The sequence below is a fragment of the Fibrobacter sp. UBA3718 genome (assembly GCF_002371935.1).
In the GTDB taxonomy this organism is placed as follows: Bacteria; Fibrobacterota; Fibrobacteria; order Fibrobacterales; family Fibrobacteraceae; genus Fibrobacter.
The window spans coordinates 28189-45924 of sequence record NZ_DFHR01000007.1; the positions used below are offsets into that span (position 1 = coordinate 28189).

Genomic DNA, 17736 nt, shown 5'->3' on the forward strand with positions numbered 1-17736 from the left:
CTCCAAAAAATCAATCCTTGTCACTTTTCAGTTTGTTCGCCACAGGCCCGACAAAACTCGAAATCTCGAGGTCGGTAATGGTCTGCGCGTACTTCTTGTACATATAATCGTTGACGCGGTCCGCATCGTCCATCTGGAGGACCGAAAGCGCAGTCTCGTGCACGTCCTCGAAGTTGATGGAACGTATAATCTTCTTTGTCGCCATCACGCACCAGGGCGTCATGGAAAGTTCGTCGACGCCGAGGCCCACAAGCAGGAGTACGCTCAGCGGGTCAGAACTCATTTCGCCACAGACTGCGACCGGGATTCCCTCGCGATGGGCCGCCATGATCGTATTGTAAATCATGTTGAGTACGGCCGGATGGTGCGGCTGGAACATGTCCGTAATGAGTTCGTTCGTGCGGTCCACAGCAAGCGTGAACTGGATGAGGTCGTTCGTCCCGATGCTGAAGAAGTCCACCTCCTTCGCAAGCAGGTTCACCATCATCACGGCGGCGGGCACTTCAATCATCACGCCCACCTTCACGGCGGCGCACTTGTGGCCCTTCGCCTCCAGTTCCGCGATGCAGCTGCGGATGCAGGCCTTCGCCTTGCGCAATTCGTCGAGGCCCGAAATCATCGGGAGCAAAATCCTAAGGTTGCCCTTCTCGTTTGCAAGGAGCAGGGCCTTGAGCTGCGTGCGGAAAATATCTTCGCGCGAGAGGCACACGCGGATAGAGCGCCATCCCATGAACGGGTTCGCCTCGTTCGCCGCGGAAAGGCCTTCGACAAGCTTGTCGCCTCCGGCATCCAGGGTTCGGATCGTGACGGGGCAGGGCGCCATCGTATTGAGGATGCGCTTGTAGGCTTCCGTCTGTTCCTCCTCGCTCGGGGCGCTGTTCTGGAAGAACAGGAACTCCGAACGGTAAAGGCCGATGCCGGTCGCACCGTAGTCCATGACCTTCTCGGCTTCGCTCGGAAGTTCGATGTTCGCATGCAGCGTGATGTACTTACCGTCGCGGGTCATGGGTTCGAGCCTGCGCATGGTAAACAGTTCCCTGCGCTGGCGTTCGTAGACTTCCTGACGTTCATGGAACTTGCGGATATCGTCGTCGTTGGGATTGACGATGACCCTGCCGTCCGTACCGTCCACAATGACCGTATCGCCGGACTTCACGCGCGAGGCTACGTCGCGGAGGCCGGACACTACCGGAATCTGCAGCGAGCGCGCAAGGATTGCCACATGGCTTGTTCGGCCACCGGTATCCATCAGGAGCGCCTGCGCCTGGCCCGGCTTGAGCGACATCAGGAAGCTGGGCATGATCTCGTGCGCAACGAGGACCGCACCGTTCTCGCTGGATACTTCCGCCAAGGCCGGTTCGGAATTTTCCATAGCCGCCATGAGCCGGTTGTACAGGTCCCGCAGGTCCGCGGCCTTGTCGCGCATTGCAGGCGAATCAATCTTTCCGAACCGGTCGATGTAGTCGCCGAGAACCACATGCACCGCCCAGCGTGCATTCTTGTGCCCCTTGCGAATCATGTCCAGGACGCCGTTCACGAGTCCCGGATCCTGGAGGATCATCAGGTGAGTCGCAAAGATGAGGCTGTCGTAGACGCCCGTCCGCGTCTCGGATATTTCCTTGATCTGGTTGATTTCCTTGGAAGTGCGTTCGACGGCCTTCAAGAAAACCTGTTCCTCGGTCTGGACCCTCGATTCCGAAATTGTCTCTTCAACGACCGTCAGTTCGCGGCTGATAACCTGAAAAGCGCGCCCCATGGCAAAGCCGGGAGACGCAGGCACGCCAACCAGGACAAGCCTTACGGAAGAGCGTCCGCCAGACACCCCCGTCTCAGTTGGGTTCTTCGTTGAAGTTGTCATGGAATAACTGTTCCAGCTTTTGCACGACTTCCTGTTCGTCTTCGCCGTCGACTTCGAACCGGACTTCGGAGCCCAGCGGAATAGCAAGCATCATCACGTTGAGGATGCTCTTGGCGTTCGCCTTCGTCCCTTCGAAAACAATATATACATCACTCTTGGCCGGGCCGGTAATATCGACAATCATGCCCGCCGGACGCGCATGGATGCCCAACTTGTTAGTGACCGTTAGAGTCTTTTCGATCATTGTTTCCTCAGAAAATATCCACGTTGATATCCAGCCCGTCATGCAGGATGACACGGAACAGGCTGTCGGCGGAATGAATCGTCTTGACGAGGTCGTCGTGCAGGGCCCTGTCCGACAGCAGGATGCCCATCGTATTGTCCTTGGACTGAACCTTCGCAATCAGCTCGTCCAGGTGCTTGGTAACGCCTTCCAGTTCGGACACCAGGTGGTCGGCATTCCCGACGACCTTGTCCGCATTGGCAAAAAGATTGTCCATAGGGGGCTTCACACCGTCGACAAGAGTCTCGACCTTCCCCATCACATCGTTAAGGCCGTTCAGGCTCTTCTTGATTTGCGGGTCGGTGGTGTTGACCATGGTCATCAGGCGGTCTTCCAGGGATTCGGCCTTCGCGAGGATGGTCCTGAAGCGTTCCTGGAAATCGGGGTTCGCAATAGTGCCGTTGAGGGCCTCCTTCACTGATTCAAGAAGCACCTTCGTGCTGTCGCAGACTTCGCCCGCAAGGCCAAGCGCCTCGGCGATACCGGCATCGAACTGCCCGTTGATGGTGTCACCCGGAGCCCAGTAGCTTTCGGCGTCACCCAAGATCATGCCAATTTGGCGTTCGCCCATGATACCGATATTCTGCACGCGGATTTCGGAATCCTTCGGGATCTTCACGTCGGTGCGGAGACGGATGCGCACGACCACGCGGTGACCGGCGAGGCTGATGTCTTCCACCTTGCCCATCTTGACGCCATTGACCTTGACCGGGTCATCGAGCACCAGGGTGCTGACCTGGGAGAAGCGGAGGTAGAACGTATTGAAAGTTTCCCGGGGGTCCTTCTCGTTCAGGAAGAACATGCCGAAGACTAGAATCACAACGGCCAAGAGAACAACGAGGCCAACAGAAAAATATAGGGCAGAATTCTTTTTCATTCTTGCTTCAAATTAGTTTTTTCTACGAAGGTTTCCGGCCCGGGATTCAAAAATCGGGCTTTTTTTCGCACTTTTCGAGCAGAATCAGGCATCTACATGCACGATGGGGCTGTTGTTCTCGATCCCGTTCACGTGACGGTCGAGCCAGTCGCACAGCAGGGCGTCGCGGTCGGCAGGCGAAAGCAGGAACTTCTCGCGCCCTTCCTTCTGCATGTACACGTCGAGGTAGGTCATGAGCACGCCACCGGCAACCGAGACGTTCATCGATTCGGTAATGCCGTATTGCGGCAGCTTGAACTCGTAATCGGCATGCGCGAGCGTATCGGGATGGTTCCCGTGGAATTCGCTCCCGAGGTAGAACGCCGTCGGCTGGCTCAAATCCAGGTCGAGCACGGAATTCGTGGTGTTCGTGCTCGCGACCGCAATCTTGTAGCCCTTCGCACGGAGCTTTTCCATGCAGAGCATGCGTTTCTTGTAGAGGTAGAGGCTCATCCACTTGTAGCTGCCCTTCAATATGGACTTGTTCACGCTGTAGGCGTTGTCTTCTTCGATGATGTGCACGTCCTGTAGGCCGAACACTTCCGCCGTGCGGATAACCGCCGAAATGTTATGCGGGTCGAACAGGTCTTCCAACACCATGCAGAAATGCCTCGTGCGGCGATTCACGACTTCCGTCAATAGTTCCCTGCGCCTGTCCGTCACGCGCGCCAGGAGGGATTCCAGGCTTTCCTTTTCGCTTTCACTCATTTTTGCTGTGTCCTCACGTCTTCTACTTTCAAGGGAATCGCATCGCGCTTCTGCTTTTCGCGTTCCCTGCGTTTCTTTTCAAAATCCCCAAGTTTCCACGGAGCGCCATTCACCACGTTTTCGAAATCGAGCACATATTGCACGTTGTCGAACGACTTGAGCGAGGCGCTCTTGAGCATCGGCTCCTTGTCGCCGCCAAAGTAGCGGCCAGACGCCTTCTTGATATCCTTCACGATGTCGTCTATCTTTTCGTTCACGACCGCCTTGAACACCTGCATCTGCATGATGGAATTGAGAACCGAATTCCCGGGGAAGACAATCGCAGTTAGTTTATACTTAATCTCCTTTTGGGGAGTTTCGTCCATGTCGAGGAACGCAATGGCGGTGCCGTGCAGCGACCACTTCAGGACCTTGGCATGCCCGTAGCCAAAGAACAGGTTCCGCATGCCGAGCCTCGCGCCCGCGCTATCCTGCAGCGCCCAGTAGAATTCTCCCGATAGGCTCCGGCCGTTGCTCCCGTTGAAGTAGCGGCGGTTCGCACTCGTGTATTCGAGCTGGTAGTTGGAACCGAGGTAGGCATTGATCAGTTCCGCCGTAAAGGGCATGTTGTCGAAAAGGTAGCTGATGACGCTTTCCCCGAGCGGAAGCGTCCCCTTGTTCTCGTAGATGGCCCTGTACCTACGGCCGAGGCGCGCAAAAATCTGCACCCCCATCGGCACTCCGGGCCTGGGTTCGAATCCGCGCTTCACGACCTCGCGGTAGACGCCACAGTATTCGTCGTCATACTTCAGTCTCGGCCACGGATGCTTGTCCCCGGCGGAGCACCCCGGGTAATCGATATCGAGGCATTTCTTGAGGCCCGAACAGAGCGAACGGAGGTCGTCTTCGTTTTCGAGCTGCTTGAGGAGGCTGTTGCGGACAACCGAATCCGCGCCGAGCATGTTGTCGGAATCCGCAGCATGGGAGCATACGCCCACAAGCATCACGAGCAGCGATGCGACAGACAGACGGGAAAGATATTCCGAAACAACCCTGAACATGGATTACCTGAATTCGAGACTGTCGATCGGGACAACCGTAAAAGGCTTCAGGGCCTCGAGCTTTGCGACCGGACCCACTACAGATATCGTCATCTTGTCCTTCGCGTAATACTTCTTGATCATCGCCTTCACCTGTTCGGCGGTCACGGCGTTGATTTCCTTCACGTAGTCAAGGTAATGGTCCGGGCTCTTGCCCAACAGTTCATCCCCCGCGAATATTTCCGCAATCGAGGACGGGGAATCGAACAGCCCGGGCAAGCTCTCGACGAGCGTCTTCTTCGCCATCGCGAGTTCCTCTTCCGTGGGGCCATCCTTCGCGAGTTTCTCTATTTCCTCGTACACGAGTTTCAACGCGAACGCGGCGGATTCCACCTTCGTCTGCAGGCTAATCGAAATCATCGCCGTATCGCGGTAGTCGTTGCCCGCGCGGCTGCTGATATGGTAGGCAAGGCCCTCGTCGCTACGCACGCGCGTCATGAGGCGCGAAGAGAAGCTGCCGCCACCGAGAATAAAGTTCGCGACGGCCGTCGGGTAGTAATCCGGATGCGGACGTTTCACGAAGGGCTGGTTCATCGAGATGTTCGCCTGCGTGATATCCTTGTCCACCACGTAGGTGCCGGGCCTGTTCAGGAACACAAGCGGCTGCGGCGCACTGTAGAGCGTCTCGGAACCGGCCTCGTCACCGGACTGCTTCATGAACAAGGCCATGATAAAGCCCTTGAGCACGGTCAGGGCAGAATCGCGGTTCACGTCTCCCGACAGGGCAAACACGACGCGTCCTCGATCAGGAAGATGCATGCCATTTATGAAGGTCTTTGCAGAAAGACGTTTCAGGTCGTCGACACCCACCTTCTTGTATTCTTCGAGCGTAGCATCCCACAGCCGCGGATTCGGGGCGTAGTTGACCTTGGTCCTCAATGCGGAAAGCACCTTCGCCGGAGTATCGTAGCGCTGCTCGTGAGCCGTCACAAAATTCGTCTTGACAATTTCGAGCTGTTCCTTGTCAAAACCCGGAGTCGCAATCAGCTCCCCTGCAAGAAACAGCGTGGTGAGGAAATCCTTCGAAAGGCAATCGATGGAAAATCCCGATTTCCACGTCCCTACGGAAGTAGAAATCCCGGCGCTAATGAACTCGAGCGAATCGTCAAGGGCGTGCGCCGACGTGTTCGTGCTACCGCCACGGCGGAACATCGAGCCCAGCATCTCGGAGGCGGCCTCGTCCTTGATATTCGAAACCACCTGCGGGTTCTCGAAATACACGGAGAGGTTCACGAGCGGGAGGCTCGAATCGGGAACGATATAGCCCGAGATGCCCGGAGCAAGCTCCACGCGGTAATCCTTCGGGTAAGGCGCCACGTACTTGTAGTCGGGATACCGGATATCCTTGTAGCTAGCGGGTATATCGGATACAGCCGCAGTTTCGGCAACGGCGGGAGCCGCGGCAGGGGTCTCGGCCTCGGGCTTCGGGCCCGAGGAACATGCGGCAACAACCGCAGAGAAGGCGGCAACGGTCAAAAGTCTCATCTCTTTTTTCATCTCGTTCTAAATATAGATTTAATATGGAATTAAAATAGATTTATAAATGCCGGAATCGGCAATCATCCAACTTGGAGTAGTCATTTTGAAGATCGGGCGTCCGCAACTGACTTTTTGAGTTATATTAGACAATGAGCCCTTCCGGTGGATCACTTCGGCATCGCCTCGGCGAGCCGCCCGTCTCCAAGAGAGACATACCCACCAGAAGGGCTTTTCCTCTATCCTCCAAAACCAAAGGGACAGTGCCGGTGCGCTGTCCCTTTAGTTATTGTCGACTAGGGAGGGCACAGCCCTCTCTAATTATATCAACTGAAGCGGCCGGCGAGTTGCTTGCGGCGGCGGCCACGTTCGGAAACCAGGGCCTCGACCAGGAAGAGCAGGGCCGAAAGCGCGAGGAATATCTGGTAGCGGTCCTGGTAATTTTCCATGCGGTCGGAAGCCTGTTCCTTCTTCTCCATGCCCGCAATCTCGGTCAATACCTTCTGCAACTGGAATTCGCCCGGGCTCGCGTAGAAATACAGGCCTCCCGTCACGCTCGCAATCTCCTGCAGCGTTCCTTCCTCTAGACGCGTCGTCACGATGTTTCCCTGGATATCCTTCTTGTAGGCGACGTCGCCGTTTTTCGTCTTCACCGGGATAGGCACGCCCTCGCGGCTGCCGATACCGATGGTATAAATCTTGATGCCCATCTCTGCCGCTTCCTTCGCGGCATTCACCGCGGCGTCCTCGAGTTCTTCGCCATCGCTCATGAGAATCATCACCGAATACTGTCCTGCGCCACCGGAATTCTTGAACAAGGTCATCCCCTTGCGGATGGCGTTTTCGAGGTTCGTGCCAGGCATGAGCCAGCCCGGATTCAGCTCTCGCAGCATCATCTGTACCGTGCCGTAGTCAAGCGTCAGGGGCACCATCACCTGGGCCTCGCCGCTGAACGCGACAAGCCCCACGCGGTCGCCCGAAAGCCCTTCCAGGAAAGCGGAAATCTCGTGACGGCTGCGGACGAGGCGGTTCGGCTTCACATCCTCGGCAAGCATCGAAAGCGAAATATCCTGCAACAGCACGAGGTCGAGGCCACGGCGTTCGACATGTTCCATCTTGCGGCCCCACTGCGGACGCGCGAGCGCCACAAAGAGGAAGGCGATGGCCAGGAGCAGGATCGTCACCTTGGCAAGGCGCCTCCACGGGGATACGCTGGTCGAAAGTTTCGGGAGCATCGAAAGCGAGACAAAACGCGCGGCAAGCTTTTTTCGGCGGTAGTAGGCATAGTAAAACAGGAGCGCAAACAGCGGCAGCGAAAAAAGGCACCAAAGAAAGTTCGGTTCGGCAAAACGCATCAAATCCTCCAGGATCGGCTCGGGAATCCACCCGCAAGCACCTAGAATATACAAAAAAACGGCCCCGAAGCGTTTTTTTCAAAAAATTTTCCCCTTTCTTAAAATTTTATTATATTCAGAACAAGAAGGTTGATATGGATTCAGTCCTTTTCGCAATAGAGGTTGATGTCATCTGCATCTTGGTCCTCCTCCTGATCCGACAGGGCAACAGGGAGGCGGCATCGCTTTTGCTCTGTGCGAGGGCACTCGACAGGCTGCTCGACTTTTTCATCGTATTCGCCGCCCTCGAGATTGCCGGGAAAATCCTCTCGCCGGAATTCGTCATCGCCTGCAGAATTATCGAATGCCTCAAGATTATCGCATGCCTCGCCATCGCGGCCGCATGGTTCTACATGGTATCCTACGCGGTCACATCGAGCAGCTACAGGCTGCAGAAATGGGCCCTTCTCATCCTGGCTCCCATATTCATCACGGGCGGTTACGCCATCATCGTGGCATTCATGCACCTGCACGACACGGGAACAGCCCTGAATCCCGTCCTGTGGATCCTCCTGAACCTGGTCTCCGTCGGCTACCTCCTCGGCGCGAGCGCCGTAGCCCTCCGCAATTCGTTCAAGTGCAAGAACCGGTTCCTGCGCAGGCACTACAACCAGCTCGCCATCATCATCTTCGTTCCGCTTGCCGGCATGGCGATCCAGACCCAGTCCATGGAAATGCCGATTACCTCGCCCGCGCTCATGCTCGCGATCCTATTCATCTACCTGAGCGACCTCAAGGAAAACACCTCCACCGACCTTACCACCGGGCTCAACAGCACAAGTAAGTTCGCGACTTACCTTAGCCGCATCACGCAGACACTGGATGCAAGCAAGAGGCTCTTCCTCATCCAGATCCACATCGATGACCTGGTCACTATACGCAAGACGCACGGCAAGCACGCCCCCGACATGGCCCTCCGGCAGATGGCGCAATTCCTGCGCTCCCAGTGCAAGGACAAGAACCTTTTCCTCGCCCGGTACAGCTCGGACACCTTCGCCATCGTCTACGAATGCGGCAACTTCTCCGAAGTCGAGGAACTCTGCAACGGGATTGTCCGCAAGAGCACGCAGAATAGCCAGCTCGGCCAGATACCCTGGCCGCTGTCCTTCAGCATCTACTGGTCCGAATACGGGACCAAGTCCACGCAGAACATAGACTCCTTCCTCGACAACGCCAAGGAAAACTGCTTCAAGCCGCCAACGGCCAAAACCTAGCGCTAGGGGATGCGCACGAAGCGCGTGTTCGCAAGCAGAAGTTCCAGCAGGATCAACAGGGCGCCCGCCAAAAGCCACGGGTAGAACTTTTCGGCATAGCGCGCATAGACGACCGTTTCGATTTCGGTCTTTTCGAGCTGGTCGATTTCGGAATAGATTTCTTCGAGCTGTTCCTTGTTCTCGGCGCGGTAGAACTTGCCGCCCGTCTTCTGTGCCACCGCCACGAGGGTCGACTCGTCGATTCCCTCCTCGGGAGTGATGTCACTTTCGGCCCACGAGATTTCGCCCGTCCACGGGTTCACCTGGAACCCGAGAATCTTGCCCTTCTTCTTGCCGACGCCGACCGTATAGACCTTGATGCCGAGTGACTGGGCAACCTCGGCCGCGCGCACCGGGGATATGACGCTCGCATTGTCCTTGCCGTCGGTGAGGAGGATGACGACCTTCGATTTCGCCTCGGACTTCTGCAGTCGGGCAAGCGCGTTCATGAGGCCATCGCCAATCGCGGTCCTCGACGCCACCACGGAATCGCGAGCCAGTTCGTCCGTCGCGCCCAGGATTTCAAGAAGGCTTCCGTAATCGAGCGTGAGGGGGCATTGCGTCATGGCCCGACTTCCGAACGCCGAAAGCCCGATGCGGTCACTGCGGCGCTTCTGGATAAACTCGGCAATCACATCCTGCGCATAGCCCATGCGGCTATATTTCCAGAAATCCCCCGACTTGTAGATGCGCTCGGCATTCATCACGCCGAGTTTCGCCTGTTCCACGCGGGTAAGCATGTCGAGCGTTCCCATCGATCCCGAAACATCAAGTACGAGCATGATGTCGACGCCATCGGTATTCGTGTATTCAATTTCCATCGCGTTTTGCGGGCGGGCTAGCGCCACAATAAAGCAGCAGAGGGCGGCAAGGCGGAGCGCAGGCACGATATGGCGGAGGCGAACGCGACGGCTCGGGACTGCCTTTTTCGCAATCGCAAGGGCGGGAAACTTGATCGTGCTCTTGCGGCGTTGCTGCCTGTAAACGTATAAGGCAATCAGAACCGGAACAAGAATAAACAGCCAGAAGGCTTCGGGATTCTGAAAATGATACGCACCAATATCCATTCTAAGCTCCAAAAATTTCCGGGAACTCGTTCCCGCACTGAGAATATACAAAAGCCGAGAGTCATGGGCAAGTTTTATGCGGCATATGCAAAGCCCATATACAAAAAACCGAGGCCGCAGAGCCCCGGTTCTGGATAATTCTTTAACCCTCGCTACTTGACCGTCACGGTATGGATCTTGCCATCGACACGGACAAGGTAGATTCCCTTGTGGGGAACTGCAATGCCCTGGTCGGCAGCGCCGATACGGCCAGAAACGACAGCCTTGCCCTGGACGTCAAACACGGCATAGGAGGAGCCGAGCCTTGCGCCGAGCACGCGGACCTGCATACCGGAAGTCACGACCTTGAGCAATCCGACGGAGGCAATCGCATGGATGGCGTCTGGGCCCGAGCTGGAAGATTCCGGATTCACGGTAGCAGAGCTGGAAGAACCCGGATTCACGGCAGCAGAACTGGAGGACGCCGGGACATCCGAAATGACGATGCCGGTAAGCTTGACAGGGTCAATCGCCTGCTTGTTCGCATCGAGGAATTCAATCTTCTTGATGGAGATTTCGCCGATGCCACCCTGAGCATCCTTGACTTCCCACTTGAAACCCTTGATTGTCTTGATGATGTCTGCTCCCGGAGGTGCATTCTTGTTCACCCAGTCAAGGATGGTTATCTTCGTGCCGTTCGCACCCTTGAAGCCCCATTCATCCGGGGTCATATCATAGGTGACGGCAACGTAGTCATCGGAGTTGTCGACATAGATACCCGGTTCAGAGCCGGCACCCAAATTTTGCAGTCCCTTTTCGGCATTTTCATCCGTAATGGTATTCAAGACGGCCATACGAATCGGGCCAGAAGTCTTTGCTGTCACGCGGACATACTTGATACCGAGAGCCGTGAAATCGACCCCGCAGGTCTTTGTCTGCTTGCATTCTTCCTTCTTGAACGACACCGCAATACCGGCAGACGGGTACTTGAGAACCACATTCGGAACATAAGCCGGTTCCGGGCCGATTTCCATGGAAGCTTCGGCATAGATAGAGCCGTCGTCCTTCCTGAACAGCGGAGAGGAACCCGAATCCGGGACCATCTTGGTGCCGATACCGAGCTTGTCATGGTAGGCGCCCCAGTTCCAAAGACCCGAGACACCGACCGTCGTATCACCACGTTCCATCTGGGTTCCGCCAATCTGATTCACGGACGGAGCCTTGGTAGTATCCGGCGTGAATCTCGTAAAGCCGGAAAGATCATAGAGGTTAGGCATATTGCCCGTCAAGATGAGGAGGTAAAGCATGTTCAAGGTAGCCGGGTAATATTTTTCACCCGCGATACTTTCGCCGCAACCATCCACAGATGCACAGCTCTTCTTTTCCTTGAGGACCTTGAAAACCGTGTTAAGATAGGATTTCGCCTCGTCAGTGTTTATAGACGAAGTCGCAAGGCCAAGACCGCCGGAGAAGGTAGAAGAGACAAAGTTGCGCGAATCGCTTTCGTCCGCTATGTACGAGTTCATGTAATCTTGCCACTTGTAGCCAGAATTCACGCCACTAGCAGTGCGGGTTGTCGGAATGAGCCATTTAGTTACAGTTTCGTTGAACTTTTGCGCGTCGCTATCACCATACCAGTAATAGGCCCAAGCGGTACGCCACGGGGTACGTGCGGCGTCATCATAGAAACCAATATCATTGGATACGGCTGCACCCGGAGAAGAAATCGTCTTATGGTCACTCCAACTGCACCAGTCTCCCACTAGACCGGTCTTGGAATCCTGACAAGCAAGCAAATCCTGCATTGCCTTAGAACGGATGGTAGACCACTTACTGTTATTCGTCACTTTTTCGAACAGGCGGTAGTGCCCCGGCACCACATAACTCGGGTTGAGAGCCGGATTCCAGTTGCTGCCCGGCTTGAGGGAGTTATTGCCATCAACATCGTTCTGGGCAATCCAATTAATAAGCGCCGTCGCATCGCTCAAATAACCAGCATTGTTCCACTGCTTGGATGCCATCACGAGGGCGAGAGCGGCATCTTCGTCGGCATCCGTAGCCGAACCGTTGTCAGCCTGGCAACCAATACGCCAATTCATGCCAGCGTTTTTAGCGCTACCAACCGTATTGGACGTCCAAACCTTATAAAGGTTCTTGAACACTTCTTCTTCGTCCATGTACACAGTAATCAACATACCGTATGCAATAGCTTCAGAAACGGTAGAGCATTTTCCTTCCGGTGCATACACCCAGCCGTTGCTGGCATTGTACCAAGCCTGCTTCCACAGTTTGTAATGTTCCTTGATCATGTCCGTATTGGCATATTCAATAATCGTGCCATGCGGGTATTTCATGTTCTGCGGGAAAGGGTACTGCCCTGCATTACCCATGGCTGCGGTCAAGAGAACCGCGCAAGCTGTCGCTTTTAGAAAAGTTTTCATAAACATCCTTGTTTTTGTGTTTTCCCACCCGGTTTAAATATAACTTGGCGCACCCAAAAACAACACCCCCGGACGTGTAATAAATAGATTGCAAATTGCCGAAAAAACGTCAAAAAAGCCCCCGGAAATTTTCCGGAGGCTTCGGGTGTATGGATTAGGATTCTTTTTTGCCTTAGCGGGTCACGCGGACCTTCTGCATTTCGCCGGTGAAGCGGTTGCGCAGCATGTAGACTCCCGAGGACTTCACTGTACCGGAAGTCTGGAGCATCCGGGCGGCGGCATCAAAACCGTAAGCGGAGAGTATGCCCATGTTTACGCCGTGCATGTCGAACACGTAGTAATCCTGGAGTGCGCCCGCATCAAACTTGACATTCGCAATGGAGGTCGTACCCGGGTCAATCGGTTCGGGGTCGGTCGCGTCCTTGCCCTTCACGAAGGTGAAGTAGTCCACGTCGAACCAGGCGCCAGTCACGTCCATGCGGAGTATATGCTTACCCTCCGGGAGGGTCACGTTGGCGCTGACCTTGTTGTAGTCATCGTAGTTCTCCTCGCCGGACTTGGCTGCAGGAACCGAAATCACGTCGGTCAGGGCCTTGCCATCGAGGGAGAGCTGGAAGCTGGAGGTGGAGCCCGCGGCCGCCACGGCGGCAAACATCGTGTAGTCGCCCGCTTCCTTCACGTTCACGGTCCATTCGAGCCAGTCGCCTTCGCTGTTGTAGCCCACAATCACGCCAGTCGCCTTCTTGTAGAGGTCAACGCCCGTATCCTTGCGGTAGTCGCTATCGCCGTGGTTTTCGGAATCGTCGCTGTAGGACTGGTTGCTCGTGCCGTCTTCGTTGACGCCCTTGCCCGGGATGTCGAAATCTTCGGCTTCGACCTTGCCCGGAAGCGAAATCGCCTCGCCCTTGAACGGGAGCTGCGGTTCGGGCTCCACCGGAGTGAAGGTCACTTCGTTCTGGCCCTTGTTGAGGTTCTTCGCGAAGTAGTCTTCGAGCCAGTTCATGGAAGCGCGCTTGCGGCCATCCTTTTCGATAAGGCCGGTGTTTGCCACCCAGGTAGAGCCGTTGATATAGCCCCAAATGGTAATGCCTGCAACCCACGGAGTTTCCCACATGAACGGAATCTGGTTTGCGTAATCGTTTTTCTGTTTGGTATCGTCCGCTTCGCCGATATCGTATTCCGAAACGAGAAGCGGGAGGCCCGTCTCGTTATGGATTCGGGTCATCTTGCTTTCGAAATCGTTCTTGCTCATGCCCTTGCAGTCGTGAGCCTGCTGGCCGTAGGCATCCACCGGAGCGCCATTCTTGAGAATGGTCTGGATAAGTTCGATACCTTCGTTGATCTGCCAGGAGAGCGTGTTGTAGTCGTTGTAGATAAGCACAGCCTTCGGCCAGCGTTCGCGGGCCATCTTGAAGGCGTTCGTGATAAAGTCGTACTGGTGTTTGCCATTCACCACGCGGTCGCCACCGAGGGCCTCGATAATGTAGGAGCCGCCGCATTCGGTATCGTCGGTGCTGTGGCCTTCGGCACCTGCAGCGGGCTTGCCGTAACCGGAGTGGTAGTTGTCGCCCGCCCAAATGGCTTCGTTCACCACGTCGATGTATTCGAGGTCCGGGAACTTGGCCGCAACGGCATCGAACCATTCGGTGATGTACTGCTTGGTTTTTTCTACCGTGATGCTCGGATTCTTCTTCTTGCAGAGGAAGTTCGGGTACTGGGAACCCCAAACGAGGGCGTGGAACTTGAAGTGACGCTCACCGGGCTTTTCCTTGGCCCACTTGTAGGCGCTTTCGCACTTGTCGAAGTTGTCCCAGGCGAACTTGCTTGTACCGCTGTTGCCGTTAGAAAGGGAATGGATGGAACCCCACTTACAGCCATTTTCGGGAGTAATCTGATTCCAATATTGAGCAAAGTCGCTACGGATCTGACCACCCGTAGTAATATTGCCCACGAACTTGGCGCCACCATCGGCGAGAGCTGCGTTAGCCACGGTTGCAAGGCCAGCGATGGCAGCGACAGCGAGAGAGAGAGAAAGATTTTTCATACACCACATCCTTTTTTATTGCCTATATTCCAAAATTACCTTGAAAAAGGTCAAAAAAAGCATGTCGGGAGGGTGTTTTCATGGACAATCTATCCATGAGAACAAGGCAAACGCATAAAGAAACGAATCCCGAAACTTTCGTTTCGGGACCCGTCTCTAAAATGCCAAACTTTCGGGTTTGCTATTAGCGGACCACGCGGACCTTCTGCATTGCGCCGGTAGCGCGGTTACGCAGCATGTACACGCCCGAGGACTTCACGTCGCTGGAGTTCTGGAGGATCTCCGCGGCCGCTTCGAATCCGTAAGCGCTCAGAACACCCATGTTCACGCCGTGCATGTCGAACACGAAGTAATCCTGACGGCTGTTCGGGTCGTAGCTGACCTTCTGGGCGATAGCGTCCGGAGGAATTTCGCCGGCCTTCGTAATCTGGAACCAGTCGACATCGATATATCCCTTGGAAATTTCGAGAGTCAGGATCTGTTCGCCGGCATCGAGCTTGATGTTACCCTTGACCTGGTCGAAGGAAGTCCAGGAATCACCGGTAAATTCAAGCGTATCAGAAACAACCTTGTCGCCGACCTTGAACACGATGGAGCCAGTTCCGCTAGCAGCCACGTTTGCCGACACGACATAGTCGCCAGCCGAAGCCACGTTGATGGTGTATTCGAAGTAGTTTCCTGTCGGGTTGCAACCAAGAACAAGGCCGCCATTCTTTTCGCCAATCTTTACAGATGTACCCTTTCTATATTCCGTATTCCAGGAATCATCGCAATCGCCAGAAACGGAATAGGAGTTATTGCCCTTGCCCTTGCCCGGGATGTCGAAGTCTTCAGCTTCAATCTTGCCCGACAAGTCAAACGCCTTACCCTTGAACGGAGTCTGCGGTTCAGGTTCGACCGGCGTCAACTCGCCCGTCGGAAGGCCGGTATCGTTAGCGCCCTTGTTCGAAGCGAGGTATTCCTTCAACCAGGTCATAGCCGGACGGTCCTTGTTGTCCTTGATAATACCGGACGTACCATCATTCCATGTAGCGCCGTAGATATAGCCCCAGATGGTGATACCGGCAATATGTTCGTTCTCCATGAAGTAGGAAATCTGTTCGGAGTAGCACTTCTTCTGAACGTTATCATCGCTTGTGAAAATATCGTATTCACTGATGAACAGCGGAATCTCGGTCTTGTTCCAGATTTCTTCGATAGTGCTCTTGAGCGTATTGATGCTCAAGCAGGAGCCGCCACCGCCGGTACCGCCCTGGCCACCGCCCTGACTCATCATGTCATGGGCCTGCAGGCCGTAGGCATCCACCGGAGCACCGCCCTTCTTCAGCTTCTGAATGAGGTCGATACCTTCGTTCTTGTTCCACTGGACCGTGTTATAGTCGTTATAGATGAGGATCGCTTCCGGCCAGCGTTCACGAGCCATCTTGAACGCCGTCTGCACGAACTCGTAATTGCCGTTATCGCCGCCGAGAGCCGCGACAATGTTGTTGCCACCCTGCGAGCCGTAATTGGAATGGTACTTGCCACCCGCCTTGATGGCTTCGTTCACCACGTCGATCATTTCGAGTTCGGGGTAATGGTCCTTGACTGCATCCATCCAGGCGGTAATGGCCTTCTTGGTTTCATCGGCACTAAGACCGTTCAGCCAGTTCGGATACTGGGAGCCCCAAACCAGGGCGTGGAACTTGAAGTGGCCACCGTTGTTCTTCGCCCAGTTAAATGCAGCATCACAACCGCCCCAGTTGTAACGGCCACGGGAGCCTTCAATGGAAGCCCACTTGCACTCGTTTTCGGCGGTAATCTGGTTCCACAACTGCGTAAAGTCGCTGCGGACCTGGCCGCGAGTCGTAATGTTGCCTACGAATTTTGCAGCACCATCAGCCAAGCCGGGTCCTGCAAAAGAGAGAGTGGACGCTGCAATAGCAAATACAGCGGCCCTTTTAGCCCTAGAGAGAATGTTTTTCATGTTACACACATCCTTTTTTGAAGTTTCCCCATTTTAAAATATCCTCAAAAAAGGGCGGTTTCCCCTACAAGTGAATATTTCCCATTGACAAAATGTCCAAAACCTCCAAAGGCAGGTTCCGGAGAATCCCGGAATCTGCTCTTTTTTGTAAAATTTCGTTAATTTATTTGATTCTTACTTAATTACACGGACCTTCTGCATTTCGCCGGTGAAGCGATTGCGCAGCAGGTACACGCCCGAGGACTTCACGTCAACGGAGGAACGGAGGATCTCCCGAGCGCCTTCGAAGCCATAGGCGCTGAGGACACCCATGTTCACACCATGCATGTCGAACACGAAGTAATCCTGAAGGGCATTCGGGTCGTACTGGACCTTATGAGCGATGAACGTCGTGGAATCGTCAACAAACGGCTCATCCTTCACGATCGGTTCCGGGTCGGTCGCATCCTTGCCCTTCACGAAGGTGAAGTAGTCCACGTCGAACCAGGAACCGGTCACCGTCATGCGGAGGATATGCGTGCCGGCCGTGAGGGACACGTTAGCCTTGACCTTGTTGTAGTCGTCGTAGTTTTCTTCGCCCTGCTTGGCGGCCGGGACGCTGATGACATCGGTAATGGCCTTGCCGTCGAGGGACATCTGGAAGCTGGAGGTAGAACCGGCGGCAGCCACGGCTGCGAACATGGTGTAGTCGCCCGCTTCTTTTACGTTCACGGTGTATTCGAGCCAATCGCCTTCGCTGTTGTAGCCCACGATGATGCCGGTCGCCTTCTTGTAGAGGTCGACACCCGTCGTGTCCTTGCGGTAATCCTTCACGTCGCCGTGATTTTCGATATCGCTTTCGCTGTAAGAAACGTTGCTCACGCCATTGGTTTCGCCGACACCGGAAATATCAAAGTCTTCGGCTTCGATTTTGCCCGGGATGTCGAATGCAGAACCCTTGAACAACTTGCGCGGCACAGGTTCGACCGGAGTGAGCACACCCGTCTTGAGGCCAGTCGTGTTCACGCCCTTGTTGCTCTTGAGGTACTCCCTCATCCACTTCAAAGCGGCGCGGTCCTGGCCATTCTTGACAATGCCGGAGCAGCCACTCGCAGTGCCGTTACAGTCGAGCCAAGTGCGACCATAAATGTAGCCCCAGATGGTAATGCCGGCAATGTGTTCGTTTTCCATGAAGTGAGAAATCTGTTCGGAGTAGCACTGCTTCTGGATATTGTCGTCGGTAGTTGCAATGTCGTATTCGCTGATGAACATCGGGGTCTGGGTCTTGTCCCA

The 17736-nt window shown here is 55.1% G+C and carries 13 protein-coding genes; 1 reads left to right on the forward strand and 12 read right to left on the reverse strand.

Translation table 11 applies throughout. The features are described 5' to 3' along the window. Positions 1-10 precede the first annotated feature (10 nt). The 7 genes from ptsP to B4A77_RS01955 all read right to left on the reverse strand — a co-directional run bounded on the left by ptsP (position 11) and on the right by B4A77_RS01955 (position 7675). Positions 11-1858, reverse strand: coding sequence for a phosphoenolpyruvate--protein phosphotransferase (ptsP, locus tag B4A77_RS01925; RefSeq protein WP_173381655.1), 1848 nt, complete (start codon positions 1856-1858; stop codon positions 11-13). Beyond that, complete coding sequence (locus B4A77_RS01930) at positions 1830-2102, reverse strand: HPr family phosphocarrier protein (protein ID WP_173381654.1); 273 nt, start codon at positions 2100-2102, stop codon at positions 1830-1832. Before B4A77_RS01930 ends, ptsP begins: the two co-directional genes overlap by 29 nt. 7 nt (positions 2103-2109) lie before the next feature. Further along, on the reverse strand, positions 2110-3018 hold the full coding sequence (locus tag B4A77_RS01935; RefSeq protein ID WP_173365856.1) for an MlaD family protein: 909 nt from the start codon (positions 3016-3018) through the stop codon (positions 2110-2112). An 84-nt stretch (positions 3019-3102) separates the two neighbouring features. Further along, a complete protein-coding gene (locus B4A77_RS01940) occupies positions 3103-3765 on the reverse strand; it encodes a TrmH family RNA methyltransferase (protein WP_290737835.1) in 663 nt (220 codons plus the stop codon). Next, the gene (locus B4A77_RS01945) at positions 3762-4805 is read right to left on the reverse strand and encodes a hypothetical protein (protein ID WP_173381653.1); all 1044 of its coding nucleotides are present in this window, start codon (positions 4803-4805) and stop codon (positions 3762-3764) included. The genes B4A77_RS01940 and B4A77_RS01945 overlap by 4 nt, the downstream gene beginning before the upstream one ends. Positions 4806-4808: 3 nt before the next feature. Then, the gene (locus B4A77_RS01950) at positions 4809-6341 is read right to left on the reverse strand and encodes a M16 family metallopeptidase (protein WP_290724914.1); all 1533 of its coding nucleotides are present in this window, start codon (positions 6339-6341) and stop codon (positions 4809-4811) included. 305 nt (positions 6342-6646) lie between these two features. After that, entirely contained in the window at positions 6647-7675 is a 1029-nt protein-coding gene (locus B4A77_RS01955; RefSeq protein ID WP_290737838.1) for a vWA domain-containing protein, read from the reverse strand. A gap of 134 nt (positions 7676-7809) precedes the next feature. Between B4A77_RS01955 and B4A77_RS01960 the strand changes: the two genes are divergently transcribed. Then, on the forward strand, positions 7810-8928 hold the full coding sequence (locus B4A77_RS01960; RefSeq protein ID WP_290737840.1) for a GGDEF domain-containing protein: 1119 nt from the start codon (positions 7810-7812) through the stop codon (positions 8926-8928). Positions 8929-8930: 2 nt separating this feature from the next. Here B4A77_RS01960 and B4A77_RS01965 read toward each other — a convergent pair whose 3' ends face one another. The 5 genes from B4A77_RS01965 to B4A77_RS01985 all read right to left on the reverse strand — a co-directional run. Beyond that, positions 8931-10034, reverse strand: coding sequence for a vWA domain-containing protein (locus B4A77_RS01965; RefSeq protein ID WP_173381649.1), 1104 nt, complete (start codon positions 10032-10034; stop codon positions 8931-8933). 152 nt (positions 10035-10186) lie between these two features. Further along, positions 10187-12454, reverse strand: a complete 2268-nt coding sequence (locus tag B4A77_RS01970; RefSeq protein ID WP_290737843.1) for a glycosyl hydrolase family 8 — start codon at positions 12452-12454, stop codon at positions 10187-10189. A 172-nt stretch (positions 12455-12626) separates the two neighbouring features. Continuing rightward, on the reverse strand, positions 12627-14498 hold the full coding sequence (locus B4A77_RS01975) for a cellulase family glycosylhydrolase (RefSeq protein ID WP_290737846.1): 1872 nt from the start codon (positions 14496-14498) through the stop codon (positions 12627-12629). A gap of 184 nt (positions 14499-14682) precedes the next feature. Then, a complete protein-coding gene (locus B4A77_RS01980; RefSeq protein WP_290728631.1) occupies positions 14683-16383 on the reverse strand; it encodes an endo-1,4-beta-xylanase in 1701 nt (566 codons plus the stop codon). A gap of 255 nt (positions 16384-16638) precedes the next feature. Beyond that, positions 16639-17736, reverse strand: a 1098-nt coding sequence (locus B4A77_RS01985) for a cellulase family glycosylhydrolase (RefSeq protein ID WP_290737849.1), incomplete at its 5' end; no start/stop codon positions are given.